General features: G+C 48.8%; 13 protein-coding genes. 7 read left to right on the forward strand and 6 right to left on the reverse strand.

The window, feature by feature from the left end; translation table 11 throughout:
* Positions 1-14 precede the first annotated feature (14 nt).
* Complete coding sequence (locus SE18_RS06390; RefSeq protein WP_054533602.1) at positions 15-1,022, reverse strand: metal ABC transporter substrate-binding protein; 1,008 nt, start codon at positions 1,020-1,022, stop codon at positions 15-17.
* A gap of 492 nt (positions 1,023-1,514) precedes the next feature.
* On the opposite strand from SE18_RS06390, the gene SE18_RS06395 reads away from it, so the two are divergent.
* The 5 genes from SE18_RS06395 to SE18_RS06415 all read left to right on the forward strand — a co-directional run bounded on the left by SE18_RS06395 (position 1,515) and on the right by SE18_RS06415 (position 9,383).
* Positions 1,515-2,690: a phosphopentomutase gene (locus SE18_RS06395; protein WP_054533603.1), complete on the forward strand. Its 1,176-nt coding sequence runs from the start codon at positions 1,515-1,517 to the stop codon at positions 2,688-2,690.
* A 162-nt stretch (positions 2,691-2,852) separates the two neighbouring features.
* Positions 2,853-3,785 carry an aldo/keto reductase gene (locus SE18_RS06400; RefSeq protein WP_054533604.1) on the forward strand — a complete coding sequence of 311 codons (933 nt, stop codon included), beginning with the start codon at positions 2,853-2,855 and terminating at the stop codon, positions 3,783-3,785.
* A gap of 271 nt (positions 3,786-4,056) precedes the next feature.
* The gene (locus SE18_RS28240) at positions 4,057-7,533 is read left to right on the forward strand and encodes a S8 family serine peptidase (RefSeq protein ID WP_054533605.1); all 3,477 of its coding nucleotides are present in this window, start codon (positions 4,057-4,059) and stop codon (positions 7,531-7,533) included.
* Between the two features lie 111 nt (positions 7,534-7,644).
* Positions 7,645-8,874 (forward strand): AAA family ATPase, encoded by a 1,230-nt coding sequence (locus tag SE18_RS26680; RefSeq protein WP_083469753.1) that lies wholly within the window; start codon positions 7,645-7,647, stop codon positions 8,872-8,874.
* Positions 8,871-9,383, forward strand: a complete 513-nt coding sequence (locus tag SE18_RS06415) for a hypothetical protein (protein WP_054533607.1) — start codon at positions 8,871-8,873, stop codon at positions 9,381-9,383. Before SE18_RS26680 ends, SE18_RS06415 begins: the two co-directional genes overlap by 4 nt.
* A 47-nt stretch (positions 9,384-9,430) precedes the next feature.
* Here the strand turns inward: SE18_RS06415 and thrS are convergent, their stop codons facing one another.
* From thrS to SE18_RS06435, 4 genes are all read right to left on the reverse strand, one after another.
* The gene (gene thrS / locus SE18_RS06420; RefSeq protein WP_054533608.1) at positions 9,431-11,242 is read right to left on the reverse strand and encodes a threonine--tRNA ligase; all 1,812 of its coding nucleotides are present in this window, start codon (positions 11,240-11,242) and stop codon (positions 9,431-9,433) included.
* Between the two features lie 144 nt (positions 11,243-11,386).
* Entirely contained in the window at positions 11,387-11,611 is a 225-nt protein-coding gene (locus SE18_RS06425; protein WP_054533609.1) for a hypothetical protein, read from the reverse strand.
* A 140-nt stretch (positions 11,612-11,751) separates the two neighbouring features.
* Positions 11,752-12,360 (reverse strand): hypothetical protein, encoded by a 609-nt coding sequence (locus SE18_RS06430; RefSeq protein ID WP_054533610.1) that lies wholly within the window; start codon positions 12,358-12,360, stop codon positions 11,752-11,754.
* Between the two features lie 496 nt (positions 12,361-12,856).
* Positions 12,857-13,801 (reverse strand): hypothetical protein, encoded by a 945-nt coding sequence (locus SE18_RS06435; RefSeq protein WP_054533611.1) that lies wholly within the window; start codon positions 13,799-13,801, stop codon positions 12,857-12,859.
* A 164-nt stretch (positions 13,802-13,965) separates the two neighbouring features.
* Between SE18_RS06435 and SE18_RS06440 the strand changes: the two genes are divergently transcribed.
* Positions 13,966-15,753: an ABC transporter ATP-binding protein gene (locus SE18_RS06440; RefSeq protein ID WP_054533612.1), complete on the forward strand. Its 1,788-nt coding sequence runs from the start codon at positions 13,966-13,968 to the stop codon at positions 15,751-15,753.
* Between the two features lie 41 nt (positions 15,754-15,794).
* Here the strand turns inward: SE18_RS06440 and SE18_RS06445 are convergent, their stop codons facing one another.
* Complete coding sequence (locus SE18_RS06445) at positions 15,795-16,241, reverse strand: response regulator (RefSeq protein WP_054533613.1); 447 nt, start codon at positions 16,239-16,241, stop codon at positions 15,795-15,797.
* 618 nt (positions 16,242-16,859) lie between these two features.
* On the opposite strand from SE18_RS06445, the gene SE18_RS06450 reads away from it, so the two are divergent.
* Positions 16,860-18,425, forward strand: a complete 1,566-nt coding sequence (locus SE18_RS06450) for a glycosyl hydrolase family 18 protein (protein ID WP_054533614.1) — start codon at positions 16,860-16,862, stop codon at positions 18,423-18,425.
* Positions 18,426-18,435 lie beyond the last annotated feature (10 nt).

Consider the following 18,435-nt stretch of genomic DNA (forward strand, 5'->3'; position numbering starts at 1 on the left):
ACAAGCCTTGCTCCCTATTGTTGTTGGATAACGTTGCTATCGCTGCCTGGAATGTTGCTGGTGTCGAAATTGGCAATTAAGCTTGGGTCGCCGCCAAGATTCTCGGCCATAATTCGCAGATCTTCGGTGAGCAAGCCGAGGTAGGAGTGATTGGGTGTACCGACCTCGCCAGGTAAATCATCGTCGCGTAAGCTATCGATATACTTTACGCCTGTTTCGCGGCCAATTTGCTCCAAGACTGTCGAAGGAAATACCTCGGAGCCAAAAATCGCTGGCACCTTTTGCTTGCGAATTTGGGTGATCAAATCAGCAACATCTTTGGCCGATGGCTCGGAAAAATCGGCTGGCTGAATTGCCCCAATCACCGTCATGCCATAATGCGGCGCGAAATAGGCCCATGAATCGTGGTAGGTGAGTAACTTGCGGTTTTCGGCGGGAATACTCTGAACCGTCTTTTTTACTGCTACATCAAAGGCTTCGACGCGAGTTTTGAACGCTGCGTAGTTAGCGTTGTAATACTCGGCGTTGCTTGGATCGCGACGCACTAAGTTGTCGCGCACAATTTCTGCATAGCGCAAGCCATAGAGCGGGTGTGTCCAGAGGTGTGGGTTGGGGCTGCCAGCCTCTTTGGGAAACGAGAAATCGTAGACATATTGCTCTGGGGTAATCGTTTGCTCACCGAGCAAAATGATTTCGGCGCTTGGTTGCTTGTTGGCTTCGGCCAATTTGTGGGTTGGCTCCTCTAAATTAAGTCCATTGATGAAAATCAAATCTGCTTGGGCCAAGGTTTTGGCATCCGAAGGCACAGGCTCGAATGTATGCGAATTAACGCCCTCGGGAACGATGCCTGTTAAGCTAATTTTATCGCCAGCAATATTGTAGATAATGTTGGTAATTGGCGAAACCGTGCTAACAACCTTGAGTTTGCCTGCTTGGCCTTGGCTGGTTGGAGCAGCTTGTTCGGCTCCGCAACTTGCCAAGATCAGGATTAAGAATAAGCTCGTAATCGACCAGCGCCGCATAGTTCTATCCATCCTCAACTACATGAATCCGACGAGTATTCTACCATCGTTCGTTTGTTCAGGTCGATCTCGTATAATAGTGAGGCATAGGGTTAAGCGGTTTTTCAGATGGGATAATTGCGCATCACTGGAACCGCGAAGTACACCAAGAGCACGAAGGGACGGAACCGCGAAGAACGCGAAGGGCGTGAAGGGAGTTTAACGTAGCGGCGCAGAACAACCGAAGGATGAGGGATGAAAGGCTAGCGGCTAGCGAAAAATGATTAGGATTGGGAATGGTACAAGCAACTGATCCTCAGCCCCTGACACCCGATCCCTCGTGCGGAACCGCGAAGGACACGAAGAGGAGTTTTAACGCAGAGGCGCAGAGAGGATAAGGTATTCGGACTTTGGCTATCAGGAAATTAGAGGGTTTGGCAACAGGCGGTTGGCATAGGACGGAATCCCGATCCCCAGCCCCCGGCCCCTTTATGGCTTATAAGGAGAATTTAGATGGATATTAAACGGGTAACTGTGATTGTTTTGGATGGCGTGGGGATTGGTGAAGCCCCTGACGCTGCTGAATATGGCGATGTTGGCAGCCACTCGCTGGCCAACACAGCGGCAGCAGTCAATGGCTTGAACGTGCCAACCATGGCTAGCTTTGGGATTGGCTGTGTTAGCGAGCTGCAAGGTGTTGCGTGCCCAACCGCGCCGCAGGGTAGCTATGGCAAAATGCAGCCCTTATCGAAGGGCAAGGATACAGTTTCTGGCCACTGGGAGATGATGGGGATTGTCTTAGCAACGCCATTTCCAGTCTATCCTGATGGCTTTCCTGCTGAAATTATCGAACCATTTAAACAACAGATTGGCCGCGATGTGCTTGGCAATAAATCGGCCTCGGGCACCGAAATTCTTGAAGAATTGGGCATGGAGCACATTCGAACTGGGGCGCCAATTGTCTACACTTCGGCAGATAGCGTGTTTCAGATTGCAGCCCATGAAGATGTGATTCCGCCAAGCGAATTGTATGCGATGTGCGAAGCAGCCCGTGCGCTGTTGGTGGGCGAGCATGCAGTTGGGCGGGTGATTGCGCGGCCATTTATTGGCAATAGCCCAGCAACCTTTAAACGTACCGCACGCCGCCACGATTATGCCCTAACTCCAGAAACGCCAACGATTTTGGATAAATTGGTCGCCGCAGGCAAAAGCGTCTACTCAGTTGGCAAAATTGACGATATTTTTGGCAATCGTGGGATTAGCGTTTCAAACCATACCGTTGATAATGCTGCAAGTTTGGAAGCGATTATCGAATTCCTTGATGCAGATTTTGAAGGGCTTTTGTTCGCCAACTTAATCGAATTCGATATGATCTATGGCCATCGTAATGATCCAGTTGGTTATGCAAACGCCTTACATGCGGTTGATCAGCGCTTGCCGGATATTCAAGCCAAACTCAAGGATGGCGATCTGGTGGTGATTACTGCTGATCATGGTGTTGACCCAACCACGCCTGGCTCAAACCATAGCCGCGAGTATGTGCCGCTATTGGTGTTTGGCCCAGCCTTGGCGAAAGCTGTTAATTTAGGCACGCGCCAAACCCTGAGCGATCTGGCGGCGACGCTGGCTGAGATCTTTGGGCTAGAAGCGCCATTGCATGGCACGAGTTTCTTGGCTGAACTGCAATAACGGTTTAGCTCTTAGTTGATAGTTCGCAAAACCTATCCTGAAAAGGGGTAGGTTTTGTTGATTAAGCAGCAAACTAGCATGGCTCAGCGGAATTTCTGGTGCTACTATTAATATATCAACCAACTAGCAACTATTGCTGTGGGTATAGAAGGATTTTTTTTGATGCAACTACGTCAACTTGGTAAATCGGAACTGCGAATTCCTCGGCTCGTGATTGGGGGTAATGTTTTTGGCTGGACGGTTGATCGGGCGCAAAGCTTTCGTTTGCTTGATGCCTTTGTCGATGCAGGCCTGAATGCAATCGACACTGCTGATGTCTATTCTGCATGGGTCGAGGGCAACCAGGGTGGCGAATCGGAAACCATCATTGGTGAGTGGATTAAACAACGGCAGCGCCGCGACGATCTGCTTATTTTGAGCAAAGTTGGCGCTGGCACAGGCCTTTCTAAGGCCAATATTGCTCAAGCGATTGATGGCTCATTGCAACGCTTGCAAACCGAGTACCTTGATCTCTATCAAGCCCATGTTGATGATGCTGAAACGCCGTTGGCAGAAACGCTAACTGCATTTGGCGAGCTGATTCAACAAGGCAAAGTGCGGGCAATTGGGGCCTCGAATTATAGCGCTGAACGCTTGCAAGCAGCGCTGGATATTAGCCAGCAGCATAATCTGCCTCGCTATGAAAGCCTACAACCGTTGTACAACCTCTATGATCGTGACAGTTATGAGGGCGATGTAGAAGCAGTTTGCCAACAAGCAGATGTGGGCGTGATTCCCTATTCAACCTTGGCCTCAGGCTTCTTGACTGGCAAATATCGCAGTGAAGCCGATTTGAGCCAAAGTGCCCGTGGTTCGCGCGTGCGGAGTTATCTGAATGAACGTGGTTGGGCGATTCTCAAGGCGCTTGATGAGGTTGCTGCTGAATTGCAGGCAACGCCTGGGCAAGTGGCCTTGGCATGGCAAATTGCGCGGCCAAGCATTACTGCACCAATTGCCAGTGCTACTACGCTTGATCAAGTTAACGATCTGATCAAGGCCGCCAAGCTCGAATTAACCCCTGCTGCGCTTGACTATTTGAACCAAGCTAGCCAATAAATCGTTTTCAGGCTCGCTATTATGAGCGTTGATTTTAGAGGTGAAGCCGCTTTGCTAGTGGCTTCATCTCTTGCTCCAACGATCAATGGTAGGGGTGTTTGTAGCTCAGTAGTAGCTTCGCTAGACCTATTTGCATAACTCAAGAGATCAGTGCATAATATTCAGTATCTGCATTTTTAGCGCCGCCTACCTCAATGAAATATCCACAGGTAACTCCACTGCTAACTACGGTCATTTGGTAGGGTTTGGCAAAGCGCTACAAGGAGGACTGGTGAATCGTTTCCTTCCACGTTGGGCTGTGATTTTCAGCTTACTCACCTTGGTGATTAGCTTATTTGCACAGCCAGTCGCTACAACAGCGCAAAAAGCTCCAGTAACGGTTGATACGAATCCTATAACCAGTGATGGTGTTGCTGAGGCTGTGAAAGCTTCGCCCCGCTTGATTGTAGAGTTGGAATCACCTGCCTTAGCTGCTTGGAGCAAAAGTACCAATAAGGCTCGTACCGCTAACCAACGTTTAGACCTTAAGGCTGCCGATGCCAAAGCCTATCTGGCACAATTAGAGGCTGAACAAACCCTCTTTGTGGCAGATATGAGCAAAGCATTGCCAGGCTCAAGCGTTGCAACCTTCATCGATGAATTTGGCGCTAAAGACGAACTGCGTTATAGCGTGGTTTTCAACGGGATGACCGTGAACGTTGGCGATGCCAAACGTGACGATGCCCGTAAGATTTTAGCCTCATTGCCAAACGTCAAAGCTGTGCACCTTGACTTGCCACAACAAGCAGATTTGCACTTGAGCAATACGTTGATTGGTTCACCAGCTCTGTGGAACAGTGCTGAAATTGGGGGCCGTAGCAATGCTGGGGCTGGGATTAAAATTGCCTCGATGGACGGTGGCGTGCACAAAGATGCGCCAATGTTTAGCGGTGTAGGCTACAGCTACCCACCAGGCTATGAGCCAAACGGCTTGGGTGATACCCAAAACAATAACGGCAAAATTATTGCTTCACGGACTTACTTCCGCGATTGGGACGGCCCAGCTAATGGCGACCAAAACCCATGGCCAGGTGTGAATGGCACGCCTCACGGTGTTCACACCGCTGGGATTGCTGCTGGCGATGTTGTAACCGCAACCTTTAGCGGCTTGACCTTGCCATCAATGAGCGGCGTCGCACCTAAAGCATGGATCATGAGCTATCGCGTGTTCTATGCAAGTGTCAACGGGATTGGCTCGTTCTACAATGCTGAAGGGATTGAAGCCCTTGAAGATATTGTGGCCGACGAAGCCGACGTGGTTAACAACTCATGGGGTGGTGGCCCAGGGAGCATCGGTGGCGAATTCGATGCCCTTGATACTGCCTTGATCAATACCTCAAATGCTGGGATCTTTGTGTCAATGTCGGCTGGGAATGCTGGCCCTAACAAAGGCACCTCAGATCACCCATCAGATGAATATATTGTGGTAGCAGCCAGCACGACCCAAGGCACCTTTGCTGCTGGGCGTTTGGATGTGACCCAACCAACCCCAATCTCACCAACCTTGCAAACGATTCCGATTGCAGCTGCTGGGTTTGGCGCGCCAGTCAATAGCGTTGCAACCTTGCCTTATTTACCAGCAGGGGTAGCTCAGCCAGCGAATAACTTAGGCTGTAATGCATTCCCAGCAGGGACATTCACTGGCAAAATTGCCTTGATCGAACGTGGTAGCTGTGAATTCGGGGTTAAGGCCTTGAATGGCCAAAACGCCGGTGCTAGCTTTGTCGTGATTTATAACAATGCAGCTAATGGCAATACCTTAATCAATATGGCTCCTGGTGCTGTTGGTGCTCAAGTAACTATTCCAGTGATTATGATTGGCTATACCCCAGGCACTGGCTTGGTCAACTGGTATAACCAACATGGCGCTGCTTCAGTTGCTGAAATCAACCCATCGACCTACATCGCTGCAAGCACCCCAGACGTCATTGCTGGCTTTAGCAGCCGTGGCCCAGGCGTTGGCGATGTTTTGAAGCCTGACGTAACCGCTCCTGGCGTGAATATCCTTTCGCATGGCTACACCCCAGGCGCGACTGGCGAAGCCCGTCACCTTGGCTATGGCACTGCATCGGGTACCTCGATGGCAGCACCGCATGTTGCAGGGGCAGCAGCCTTGTTACGCCAAGCGCACCCAAGCTGGACCAACGATCAAATTAAATCGGCATTGATGAGTACCTCGAAGTACATTGGGGTTACGGTCGCTGATGGTTCACCAGCTCAACCCTTAGATATGGGCGCTGGCCGGATCGATTTGAGCAAAGCTTCAAACCCAGGTGTCTTCTTAAGCCCACCAAGTTTGAGCTTCGGCCAAGTCTTGAGTGGCACGACCAAATCAATCTTGGTGACGGTCACCAACGCAACCAACGTTGCCGAAACCTATAGCATCAGCACCCAATACACTGGTGCTGGCTTCAACAACATTACCCCAATGGCTGGCGTAACGCTGGCTGCCAATACGATTGCTGTCCCAGCAAATGGGAGCGCTCAATTCACTGTAACCTTCAACAGCTTGGCTGGACGTGGCTATGGCGATAATCAAGGCTTTATTGTGCTTGATGGCCCAACCCACGATGCCCACATGCCAGCTTGGGCACGGGTAACCAAGCCCGCTGCTAATGTTGATGTGTTGGTGATTGATAACGACGGTAGCGCATCGCTTGGTGGTGCATACATCGATGTGACTCGCTACTACACTGAAACCCTTGAAGAAATTGGCTTGAGCTACCAAGTCTTGGATGTTGATGATATGGCTGGCAGCGTTAGCACCTTCTTGCCACCAGCTGAAGAACTGTATCCATATAAAGCGATTGTCTATTTCACTGGCAACTACGACCGCCGCAACGGTGAGTTTACGGTTGCAACCCCATTGACCGCGCTGGATATGGATCGCTTGACCGAATACGCCAACAATGGCGGGACGATCATCGCGATGGGTCAGAATTTGGCTCAAGTGCTCAATTCAACGAGCACCGACACTGAATCATTCTTCTATGCGAGTGTCTTGAGTGGTGAGTTCCTGCGCCCTAACATTAACTCATCGAACGTGGTTACGGTTACCAAACCATTGACCGCTACCACCCAAGCTCCAGCAGTCTTCCAAGACATGGAAATTAACATCAATGCTAACTTGGGCGACGGCGCTCGCAACCAACGCAGTGTTGATGCCCTTGAGTCGCTGTATGGCACCGACTTCGATCCAAACCGCGATCAGTTGATTCGCTCATTGTTCTCGGTTGCTGGTGAAGAAGAAGCGACGACTGGTCGCTACCATCGTGCGCAACCAACCTTGGAAAACCCAGGCATCAGCTATTTGGGTCGCTCAATCTACACCACCTTCGGCCTAGAAGGGGTCAACAACTTGACTGGCACCACTAGCCGCCAAGAATTGCTCGAAACCTTCTTTAAAGTCTTGTGGGACGATGCAACCGGCATGATTTTGACCACCCCAAGTGGCTCACAAACCATGTTCGATGTTGATTTGACCTCAGAGTACGATGCAGTGCCAGTCGAATATCGCTGGGACTTCGGCGATGGCTCAGCCATTGTTACGACGCCAGCTGGCACACCAGTTGGCCATACCTATACTGACCCCGACATGACCTACACGGTTCGGGTAGAAGTGACCGATAGCTATGGCAACAAGACGATTGTAACCAAAGAAGTAGGCGCAACTCAAACTGTCTACTTACCGGTGGTTGGCCGCAACTAAGCTTTAGTCGTTGGCTGATCTTCTCGCCAGGTGCTTGGTTCAACCCAAGCGCCTGGCGTTTTTTTACCTAGAGTATAATGAGCCAACTGCTCCGTATGCCTGAGGTTGCTTATGATTCACTCAATAACCTTTCGCCGCTGGAAAAGCTTTCTGGATACAACCCTCTACCTCGACCAAATGATGGTCTTAATTGGCATGAATGCTAGCGGCAAATCGAATGTGCTTGATGCTTTGAGCTTGTTAAAAGCCTTAGCCGATGGCGAAGAATTACAAGAAGCTCTAGGCAATTTGCGTGGCGGAGCTGAGTGGTGTGTTTTACAGGGCTACGGTTCGTTCGAATTAGAGGTTGAGATTCATCAGAATGAAATGGATAACATCCAAGAGAAATATATATATACGATTAGGATTAATGTAAAAAATAACATATATATTGAATATGAATCTTTAGAATTATATGAAGAAAAAGATAAAGGATTATTTTTATATAGAACAGAAACCAATAATGATGATTCTAATATATTCAGATTAGATATTCTAAGTGAAAATAATTCTTATGATAAAATTGGAATTACAACATCAGGAGAAAGTATACTAAGTCAAGTATTTAAAATAAATGATAATAAATTAGTTAATAGCACCATTAAATATATCATTCAAATATTTCGTAATATATTTGTTTTCGATCCAATACCTAATAGAATGCGTAGTTTCTCAAAAATATCATCTTTATTGATAAAAGATGGCTCTAATATAAGTGGTATCATTGCTTCTTTTGATGAGGAATTTCGCAAAGGTCTACAAAAACAAATATCTGATTATATAACACGTCTCCCTGAGCATGATGTTGGTAAGGTATGGGTCGAAAAAGTTGGTAAATTTAATAGTGATGCAATGATCTATTGTGAAGAAACATGGCCAAATGGTCAGACCTTTACCATTGATACTCGCGGCATGTCTGATGGAACGTTGCGCTTTTTGGCAATTCTGACGGCTTTATTGACCCGGCCAGAAGGCAGTAATTTGATTATCGAGGAAGTTGATAATGGCTTGCACCCATCACGTGCCAAACTACTGCTGGAGATGTTGCGTGAAATTGCAGTCAAACGGAATATTGATGTGCTGGTTACGACCCATAATCCTGCCTTGCTCGATGCAATGACTCCTGATTACATTGGCTTTATCACGGTTGCCCACCGCAATCCCCAAGGCTATAGCGAATTAACCTTGCTCGATGAGCTTGATGCATTGCCTAAACTATTGGCGAGCGGTGGCGTTGGTTATTTGGCAACGACTGGCAAACTTGATCAAGCAATTGAGGCTGAGCAGGAGCAAGGGGAATGAAGCAAGTTTTAGTTATTGATACCTCAATTCTCTGTGTTTGGCTTCAAGTTCCAGGTAAAACAACCTGTGGCTCCCATGATCATAAATGGAATTATTCAAAAGTTAAAACAATTATTGAAAAGTACATCGAGCAGGGTGCTACGATTGTTTTGCCCTTGGCTTCGTTGATTGAAACAGGTAATCATATTGCTCAGGCTGATGGGGATATTTTTCCTATAGCTCAGAGACTGATGGATATAGTGGGTAAAACGTTAAATGACGAAAGCCCATGGGCTGCATTTACAGGTCAGCCTAACTTAGAGCAACAATTGCGATCATTAATTAACTCATGGCCTGAACAAGCCAAACACAAACTTTCGTTTGGTGATGCAATGATTATTGATGTGGCAGCATTTTATGCAAAAAATTATGCTGTTGAAATATTAACTGGTGATGCTCAATTGAAATCGTTTGAGCCAGCGCCACCCAACCTACCTTTAACTTTGATTCCTCGCCGCCATCGCAAATAAAAAGCCACCCCAATCACAAACGTGATCGGGGTGGCTTGCTTCGCGAATTATTGATAGTTCGCCACTTCATCCTTGATGCGGACAATAAACTCATCGACGCTGATTGAGCCGAGGTCGCCGCCAGCACGTTGGCGTACCGCGACTGCGCCGTTTTCCTCTTCTTTATCGCCCACCACCAACATATATGGAATCTTCAGCTTTTGGGCATCGCGAATTTTGGCATTCATACGGTTGTTGCTGGCATCAACTTCAACTCGCAAGCCTTGAGCATTCAGCTTGGCGGCCACAGATTCAGCGTAGGCCACGTGGCGATCGGTAATTGGCACTAACGTGACTTGTACTGGCGCCAACCAGACCGGAAATGCCCCTGCATATTGTTCGATCAACGTGCCGACGAACCGCTCGATCGAACCAAATGGCGCACGGTGAATCATAATTGGCCGATGCTTTTGGCCATCTTCGCCCGTGTACTCAATTTCAAAGCGCTCTGGCAAGTTGTAATCGACTTGTACCGTGCCAAGTTGCCATTGACGGCCAAGCACGTCGCGGAAGATGAAGTCGAGTTTTGGCCCGTAGAATGCGGCTTCGCCTTCAACGACTACATAATTCAAGCCTTTCTTTTCGGCAGCATTGATAATCGCGTTTTGGGCTTTTTCCCACACTTCATCAGAGCCGATGTACTTGGGATTGCCCACCTCACGCAAGCCAACCCGCGCTTGGAAGTCCTTCAAGCCCATCGTGCCAAACACAAACAGAATCAAATCAACGACTTTCAAAAACTCTGCTTCGAGCTGATCAGGCGTGACGAACAGGTGCGAATCATCGACCGTGAACGAGCGAACCCGCAGCAAACCCGTTAATTCGCCGCTATGCTCGTAGCGATAGACCGTGCCAAACTCGGCTAAGCGCAAGGGCAAATCGCGATACGAGCGTGGTTCGCTGGCATAAATTTCAATGTGATGCGGGCAGTTCATCGGCTTGAGTAGATAAATTTCGCCCTCTGGATTTTCAGGGTCATCATTGGCAATTTCGCTCATTGGCGGAAAAATGCCATCACGATAGGTATACCAGTGACCGCTCGTTTTGTAGAGATCGATCTTGCCCATATGTGGCGTGACGACAGGCAAATAGCCACGGTCAATTTGGGCTTGACGCAAAAAGCGCTCTAACACATCGCGTAGAATTGCGCCCTTGGGCAGCCACAACGGCAAGCCAGCGCCGACTTTTTGCGAGAAGGTAAACAAGCCCAGCTCACGCCCAAGTTTGCGATGATCGCGCTTTTTGGCTTCTTCTTGCTGCCACAAATAATGATCAAGTTCTTCCTTTGATGGCCAGACCGTGCCATAGATACGTTGTAACATTGGGCGTTTTTCGTCGCCGCGCCAATAGGCGCCCGAAACCCGCAACAACTTAAAGCCATTGGCTGGAATTTCGCTCAAGCTTTCGACGTGTGGGCCTTTACATAAATCTTCAAAAGAATCATGTTTGTAGGTTGAGATAATCGTGTCGGCGGCGGCTTTCTCGCCATATTCATCTTCGCCTTTTGCCAAGCCAGCGAGCAATTCGAGCTTGTAGGGCTGATCTTTGAATAATTCACGGGCTTCGTCTGCTGAAACTTCACGATAAGCAAAGCGATGTTTGGCCTTGATAATTTTGCGCATCTTGGCTTCGATGTCTTTGAGATCATCGGGCGTTAATGGCCGCGGCAAATCAAAATCGTAATAAAAGCCATTTTCAACTGGCGGGCCGATCGCAATTTTGCCCTCGGGGAAAATTTCAAGCACAGCTTGGGCCAACACGTGCGCCGTCGAGTGGCGCAACCGATACAGCGGGTCATTATCTGGGTTAACTGGTGCCATTGGGAAACTCCTAGAAAGTCAGAAGTCAGAAGTCAAAAATCAAAAATGTCCTACGACCATCTAAAGTCAAAAATCCCTACGAAAATCAGAAGTCAAGGTAATCATGCGATTTTGACTTCTAACTTTTGACTTTTGACTTTACTTTTACCAACACGGCATGAGATGGCGCGGGGCTTCTTGGCGTTGCGCCAAATCGCGTTGATAGACTAATTTGAGCATTGCAGCGCGATATTCAGCGCTTTCGATCAAGTGCCAGCCCTCAGCTTGGAGTTCGGCTTCCATCGCCGCCCGATCCGACCATTCACGAGCCTCGGCGGCACAGGGAGCGTCGCCCTGAACCGGGGCATAGGCAATTAAGTATTCCACCATAGTTCTGCTCCTTTAAGTGCGTACCAGTGTCAGTATCACTTTCGTCCAGAACAATCACCCCCCTTCTGAAAAAGCAGAAGTCAAAAAACAAAAGGCAAAATTGGCTAATCTATGTTCTATGCTCTTTGTTCTATGCTCTGTTATTGTGCTTCAACGGTGGCAGTTAGCACGCCGTCGCTTACTTCGATTGCCGTAATCCGTTGGCCATTGGCGGCGAGTTGATTGTTGAGTTTGGCCTCTAAGGTTTGGGCCAATTGCTCTGGGTCAAGCAAAAAGCCAAGTGCGCCATCAATTTGGGCATCAACCACATCAATTCGACCATCGGCGGTTACTTGCACGCCTGCTGTTGCTGTGCCAGTTATGCCATACGCGCCAACGGTTGCGCCCAAACGGCCTGGCGTAAAGCGCACCGTCGCACTATCCAATGGGCTAATTTCATTAGGATTGGCCTGCAAAAACTGGTTGATTTCGCTATCGGTCACTTGGACAGTGCCCTGGAACCCAGCAGGAATTTCGCTGTTGGGGCCGCCAAGTTGTTCATCGAGCTTACGATCAATTTGTTGTTCGAGTTGGCCGCCCAAGGTATTGCCTGCTTGCTCGCTGAGCATGGGTCGTAGATAGAAATAGACTCCCAACAAACCACCCAAGACCAAAAAAACCAACACCGTTAGCGTTGTCAAACAACCAAACAAACAACCGCGGCGGCGGCGTGGTGGCGGTGGTGGTGCATAGCCATAGCCATAACCCATAAAACCTCCTGGATCGCGGTTAAACAAAAATGCCCCGTCCTGCATATACATAGGACGAAGGCAAACATAAACCTCGTGGTTCCACCTAATTTCCAAATTAGTAAGCACTAATTTGCTTAAGTTGTCCGGTAGCGGGGACAAATCGCATCGATCTACTAGCCAAGGACGTTCGGCGATGAACTCAGAGGGGGTATTGTTTGGTTCGTGCCAGCAACGCTCGCAATCTATGGCGCTGCTTCCCTGATGGTGTTACCCAAACAACATGGCCTCATCACTGTTCGGCTATTCAATTGTGCTAGATGCTACCATACCTTGGCGCTCTTCGTCAATCAGTCCTGCGAATGAATATCTGTTTATCATGATTATCACCCTTTCGCCCCGCATTAAGGCAGGGAACACAAGGGGCTTTAATCCCCCTGCGTTCCCCTAAATTACAAGTATTGGATTATTCGCGATTTTCCTCTCTAGCCAAAGCTGTTTGAATAGCAGGCTCAATCTAGGGATTAAGGACTAGTGGTTTGGGTAATGGTGCTGGTGTTGGGCGCGGCGAACTGGTTGGCTCTGGCGTTGGGAGTGAGGTTGGCGTATATGGGCAACCATTGCGTGATGGCACACCTGCATGATGCGGACACTCATCACGATTATCAGGAATTCCATCACCATCGCTATCTTTACCTGGTGGTGGTACTGGGGTTTCGGTTGGTGTTAGGGTAATTGGTAGCGCTGTAGGCGTTGCTGTTGGCGTATTGGTTGGTATTGGTGTATTGCTTGGATTTGGTTCAGGAGCTGAGTAAGTGCTGACTTCCTTGCCTAACAAACCCAATAAAACCTTAAATTCAGCGCTATTATTGGGATGCCACTCAAACCGCGCCCGCTCAAACCATTGAGTTATGACCGTATCGCCGTTGGCGTTGGTTTCGGTTTGGGCTTCGGTTAAGGGCAGGCCAAATAATTGCAACGAGCGCTCATAGGCATTCAAGCCATTGATGTTCAGTCCATGGCTTTGCCAATAGCTTTTAAACCCTACGCCTTGGGCTTGATCACAGACATTGTGTCCAGTTTCTTTGAACCACAGACAGCCATCTTTGGCCTCAACTGCTGGCTCAATTATCCGCCCAAGTTGCTCGAGGCGGGTTTTGCCAAGTAGTCCAAGCAGAATTTCGTAGGGCGTGCCAACGTTTTCTGGGTGCACTTCAAAGCGGTTGCGCTCAAGCCATTGCGTATTATAGGTTTGGCCTGTATCACGATTAACTTCATCGGCAGCAGCTGCAAGCGGATAGCCAAAAACTGGCAGGCCACCATTCGCCTCCCAATAATCGCTAAATGGCTCTTCCAAGCAAAAGCCTGTTTGCTCAAAACATAAATTATGCGCAAAACTTGCTTGCGGCCAAGCCCCAAGCACAATTATGCCGATGGCTAATACTCCAATTAGACGACGCATTTTTTTCCTCCAAACGACTAGCGAATCAGTAGATAGACCGATCTCAGTGTGGCCAAACTCGGTTAAGCTAGCTTCTAGCTCTAATGTTTTGGATGACATCAGATCAATCATGGCAAGATTGGTGGCCAAACTATGCCATCGTGTGCTAAATCTGGGAGTATCTAATGGCCAAACGTGAATTTTCGGTTGAACATGAATATAGCTACCCACGCAGTAGCCCAATTCGCTGGATTATAGCGCATGTTTGGCGCTATTGGTTTTTAGCGTGTGTGGTGTTAATCTGTTTTCTTGGTTCGTGGGTAACCTACTCGCAAGCACGAGTGGTCATCGGCGACGTGGCGGCAATGCTCGAAGTGCCATTCGATGGCAGCGTATTGTTGCGGCTCTCGCTGATTATTTTGGCTCTTTTAGTTGCTGATGGCTTTTGTTTGTGGTTCGGCAGTTTGGCTGGCGAAACAATTGCTGCTCGCTTCGAGGCCGATGCCCGTGAAGAGTTATATACCAGTCTGTTGGGCAAAAGCCAAGCCTACCACGACCGCCAACGCGTCGGCGATTTGATGGCCCGCGCTACCGATGATACCAGCCAACTGGCTAGCATGATCGTGCCTGGCAGCACCATGATCTTTGAAAGTATCTTGGGGATTGTGGTTCCTTTAGCCTACATTGCTTTTATTAAGATCGAATTGCTTTTGATTCCGCTTGGTTTTGTGGCTTGCTATATCATCGCAGTACGGCGCTATGTGCGGCGCTTAAACCCAGTTATTGCCGAACAGCGCGAGCAATTTGGTAAGCTCAATGCTGGCCTCGAAGAAACCATCTCGGGCATTGAAGTGGTCAAGGCCAGCGCCCGCGAAGGCTTTGAACGGCTTAAATATCGCCGCCACGCTCGTGGCTTCCGCGATTTGTTTGTGCAACAAGGTCGCATCGAAGCCCGCTATATTCCATTGTTGCTCTTTGGCATTACCTTCGGTTTAACCTTCTTGCACTCGATGATTTTGTTCGATCAAAGTCGCATCACCATTGCCGATATTATTGCGGTCATGAGCTTGATTGGCTTGTTGCGCTTCCCGACATTTATCTCATTGTTTGCCTTTACCTTGGTTCAAACAGGTGTTGCCAGCGCAGGCCGGATTTTGAATGTGATCAAGGAAGAAACCGAGCTTGACGAAAATCTGCAAGGCCATCAAGCAACAATCAAAGGTGAGTTACGCTTTGATCACGTCCAATTTGGCTACGAAGCTCAGCCAATTTTGCACGATGTATCGTTTAGCGTAAAGCCAGGCCAAACCGTGGCGATCGTTGGCCAAACTGGCTCTGGTAAAAGCGCCTTAACCCAATTGGTCAATCGCACCTACGATGTGCAAGCAGGCAGCGTATTAATCGATGGGATTGATGTGAGCGAGTGGAATCTCAATACCTTGCGCTCACAAATCTCCAAAATCGAGCAAGATGTGTTCTTGTTTTCGCGCACAATTGGCGAGAATATTGCTTTTGGGGCGCCCAACGCCCCCCGCGAGCAAATTATCGAAGCCGCCAAGGCCGCCCAAGCTCACGATTTTATTAGCTCGTTTGTTCATGGCTACGATACCGAAATTGGCGAGCGCGGCGTAACGCTCTCTGGTGGTCAGCGCCAACGCATCGCCTTGGCCCGCGCCTTCTTGAGCAATCCACGGATTTTGATTTTGGATGATTCGACCAGCGCCATCGATAGTGCGACCGAAGATCAAATTCAACGTGCAATTCGCGAGGCCCAACGTGGCCGCACCACCTTGCTGATTACCCACCGACTTTCGCAAATTCGCTGGGCCGATGTAATTTTGGTGCTCGATGGCGGACGAATTGTGGCAGCAGGCGATCACGAACATTTGCTGCGCACATCCAACCATTATCGCCGAATCTTTGCCCGCTATGAAAGCTCGTTGCCACCAATTGAACAAGCAGTTTTGGCCTAGAATCCAATGCGCCATCAGTTGATTCTGGTGGCGCATTGCATTTAAGTCAGTTGGAGCCACGGCTGTTCGGTCTGGTTGGCAAATACGGTCACAATATCGCGAATCAATTGCTGTGATTGACGATTTTTGGAGATAAACCCATCAAGCCCAGCCTGATAGAATAATTCTTGGGCTTGCTCATCACGGCTCCAGCCAATAATTTTAGCATCGTCGGCCAAGGCCCGATGCTTAAAATGCTCAGAACGAATTTGTGGCATCAGCTCAGCGATTCCTACGCCATCAGCTAAGCGTTGATCAATCAAAATTAAGCGCGCATAGTGCTGCGGTTGATATTCGAGCCATTGTAATAGCTGAAAACTGGTGCTGCAAATGCTAATTGCTGTTGATAAATTGCATTGCGTTAACAGTTGTTCTGCGCCGCGAAATTGGGTTTTGGCCATAATTTGTAAAACCCGAGTACTCTCCACCAGACACACATTGGCTAACATGCCATGCTCCTTGCTCCAGATCATACTATTCTATTTCTAGAATATTGATATACCGAATCAGCTCTATTGGTGACTTTAGCACCACATAAGGCTGAAAATTGGCTGATTGCGTGATTAATGCGCTTCGATGCTTGAATTGCAGAAGGTGATTGTTTGCGGCGATGCTGCTCTCAGTGAGCTTGATTATAGCATAGCTCAATCTAGCCTACACCCATTTTAATCAAAAATACACTCCAAAAAGATTATTTTGTGTTGATTACTGCGCTCAATAGCCGCTTTTAGGCAAAATCTTCGATTTTTGGTATCAACTTTCGGCTAATTAATAGCTATTAACCAATTTAAGTAATTATGATATCAATATATGCAGATAAATGAGTTTGACACGTTTGATTGTGCTTGGTTGCCTAACCGAAGTTTAGCCCAAACTGCCTGCCAACAGCATTGCCGTACTTTGTAGATGGGCTTAAATTTTGTTAATTAAAACCCTTGACAAATGTTTAAAAATCAGTTAAAGTCTTTGTAATTCCAATGAAATTATTTAGTAACCCTCTGAGTTGGCTAGCATTATGGAACGCTCGTGACGGATGAACTCTCGATAAGCACGAAGGAGTGACGATTATGAATGTGATCCATCGTCGTTTTCGGTTTCTAGCCTTTATCTTAATCCCCGTTCTTGTTATGCTGATGGTCTTGAGTCAGCAAAAGGTTCAAGCTGCCGCCCCAGCCTGGGATGGCAACAATCACGCCTATGCGATTGGCAATCGGGTAAGTTATGCTGGTGGCGAATATGAATGTATTCAAGCCCACACCTCATTGCCCAATTGGAATCCGGTTGATGTGCCAGCCTTGTGGCGCGCGGTTTCACCAAGCAATCCAACCGCAACGCCGAATAACCCAACCGCAACCCCACGGCCTGCAACTGCTACCCCGCGACCTGCGACGGCAACGCCGCGGCCCGGTACGGCAACGCCAACGCCGAATAACCCAACCGCAACCCCACGGCCTGCAACTGCAACACCGGTGTTGCCAACCGCAACCACCACGCCTGGCGGCGGCAAGCGCATCATCGGCTACTTCGCCGAATGGGGCGTCTACGGTCGCAACTATCATGTGCGCAACATCAAAACCAGCGGTTCAGCTGCCAAGTTGACCCACATCAACTACGCATTTGGCAACGTCGTCAATAGCCGCTGCCAATTGGGCGACACCTACGCCGATTATGATCGAGCATATAGCGCTGCTGAAAGCGTCGATGGCGTAGCCGACACTTGGGATACTGGCGTATTGCGCGGCAGCTTCGGCCAATTGCGCAAGCTCAAAGCAGAATTCCCGCACTTGAAAGTGATGATCTCATTGGGTGGTTGGACGTGGTCGGCTGGCTTCTCGGATGCTGCGTTGCCAGCAAACCGCGCTGCGTTCGTCAAATCATGTGTCGATTTGTTCATCAAGGATTCACGTTGGGCCGGCGTATTCGATGGCATCGACATCGACTGGGAATACCCTGGTTCATGTGGTAACACCTGTAACTTCCGCCCAGAAGATACCCAAAACTTCACCGCCTTGTTGAGCGAATTCCGCAGCCAATTGAATGCAGTTCGCCCAGGCTTGTTGTTGACGATTGCAGCGCCTGCTGACCCAGCGAAGATCGCCAAGATTCAAGTTGGCCAGATTCACCAATATCTCGATTTCATCAACATTATGACCTATGACTTGCACGGTGCTTGGGAAGCCAACACCAACTTCCAATCAAACTTATATTCAATTGCTGGCGATCCAGGCCCAGTCTACTCGGTTGACGCAGGCGTAAACGCTTGGTTGAACGGTGGAACTCCAGCGAATAAAGTTGTGGTTGGTGTGCCATTCTATGGTCGCGGCTGGCAAAATGTGCCAAGCACCAACAATGGCTTGTTCCAACCAGGCTCGGCTGCTCCAGCCACCTACGAAGCAGGCATCGAAGATTACAAAGTACTCAAAACCAAAGGCTTGACCCGCTACTCAAATAGCGCTGCTGGCGCTGCTTGGCTCTACGGCAACGGCCAATTCTGGACCTACGATGACCCAGCAGTGATGAAAATCAAGACCGACTACGTGAAAGCAAAAGGTCTTGGCGGCACAATGTTCTGGGAATTGAGCGGCGACACTACTGATGGCGAATTGATCAACGCACTCTATCAAGGTCGCTAGTTTTCAAACT

It is taken from the genome of Herpetosiphon geysericola, assembly GCF_001306135.1.
Lineage (GTDB): Bacteria > Chloroflexota > Chloroflexia > Chloroflexales > Herpetosiphonaceae > Herpetosiphon > Herpetosiphon geysericola.

Bases quoted from the DNA above. Each gene is read 5' to 3' on its own strand.
- SE18_RS06415 (WP_054533607.1), top strand. From the start codon at position 8,871: ATGAAGCAAGTTTTAGTTATTGATACCTCAATTCTCTGTGTTTGGCTT.
- SE18_RS06400 (WP_054533604.1), top strand. From the start codon at position 2,853: ATGCAACTACGTCAACTTGGTAAATCGGAACTGCGAATTCCTCGGCTC.
- SE18_RS06390 (WP_054533602.1), bottom strand. From the start codon at position 1,022: ATGCGGCGCTGGTCGATTACGAGCTTATTCTTAATCCTGATCTTGGCA.
- SE18_RS06440 (WP_054533612.1), top strand. From the start codon at position 13,966: ATGGCCAAACGTGAATTTTCGGTTGAACATGAATATAGCTACCCACGC.
- thrS (WP_054533608.1), bottom strand. From the start codon at position 11,242: ATGGCACCAGTTAACCCAGATAATGACCCGCTGTATCGGTTGCGCCAC.
- SE18_RS06395 (WP_054533603.1), top strand. From the start codon at position 1,515: ATGGATATTAAACGGGTAACTGTGATTGTTTTGGATGGCGTGGGGATT.
- SE18_RS06425 (WP_054533609.1), bottom strand. From the start codon at position 11,611: ATGGTGGAATACTTAATTGCCTATGCCCCGGTTCAGGGCGACGCTCCC.
- SE18_RS26680 (WP_083469753.1), top strand. From the start codon at position 7,645: ATGATTCACTCAATAACCTTTCGCCGCTGGAAAAGCTTTCTGGATACA.
- SE18_RS06445 (WP_054533613.1), bottom strand. From the start codon at position 16,241: ATGTTAGCCAATGTGTGTCTGGTGGAGAGTACTCGGGTTTTACAAATT.
- SE18_RS06450 (WP_054533614.1), top strand. From the start codon at position 16,860: ATGAATGTGATCCATCGTCGTTTTCGGTTTCTAGCCTTTATCTTAATC.
- SE18_RS06435 (WP_054533611.1), bottom strand. From the start codon at position 13,801: ATGCGTCGTCTAATTGGAGTATTAGCCATCGGCATAATTGTGCTTGGG.
- SE18_RS06430 (WP_054533610.1), bottom strand. From the start codon at position 12,360: ATGGGTTATGGCTATGGCTATGCACCACCACCGCCACCACGCCGCCGC.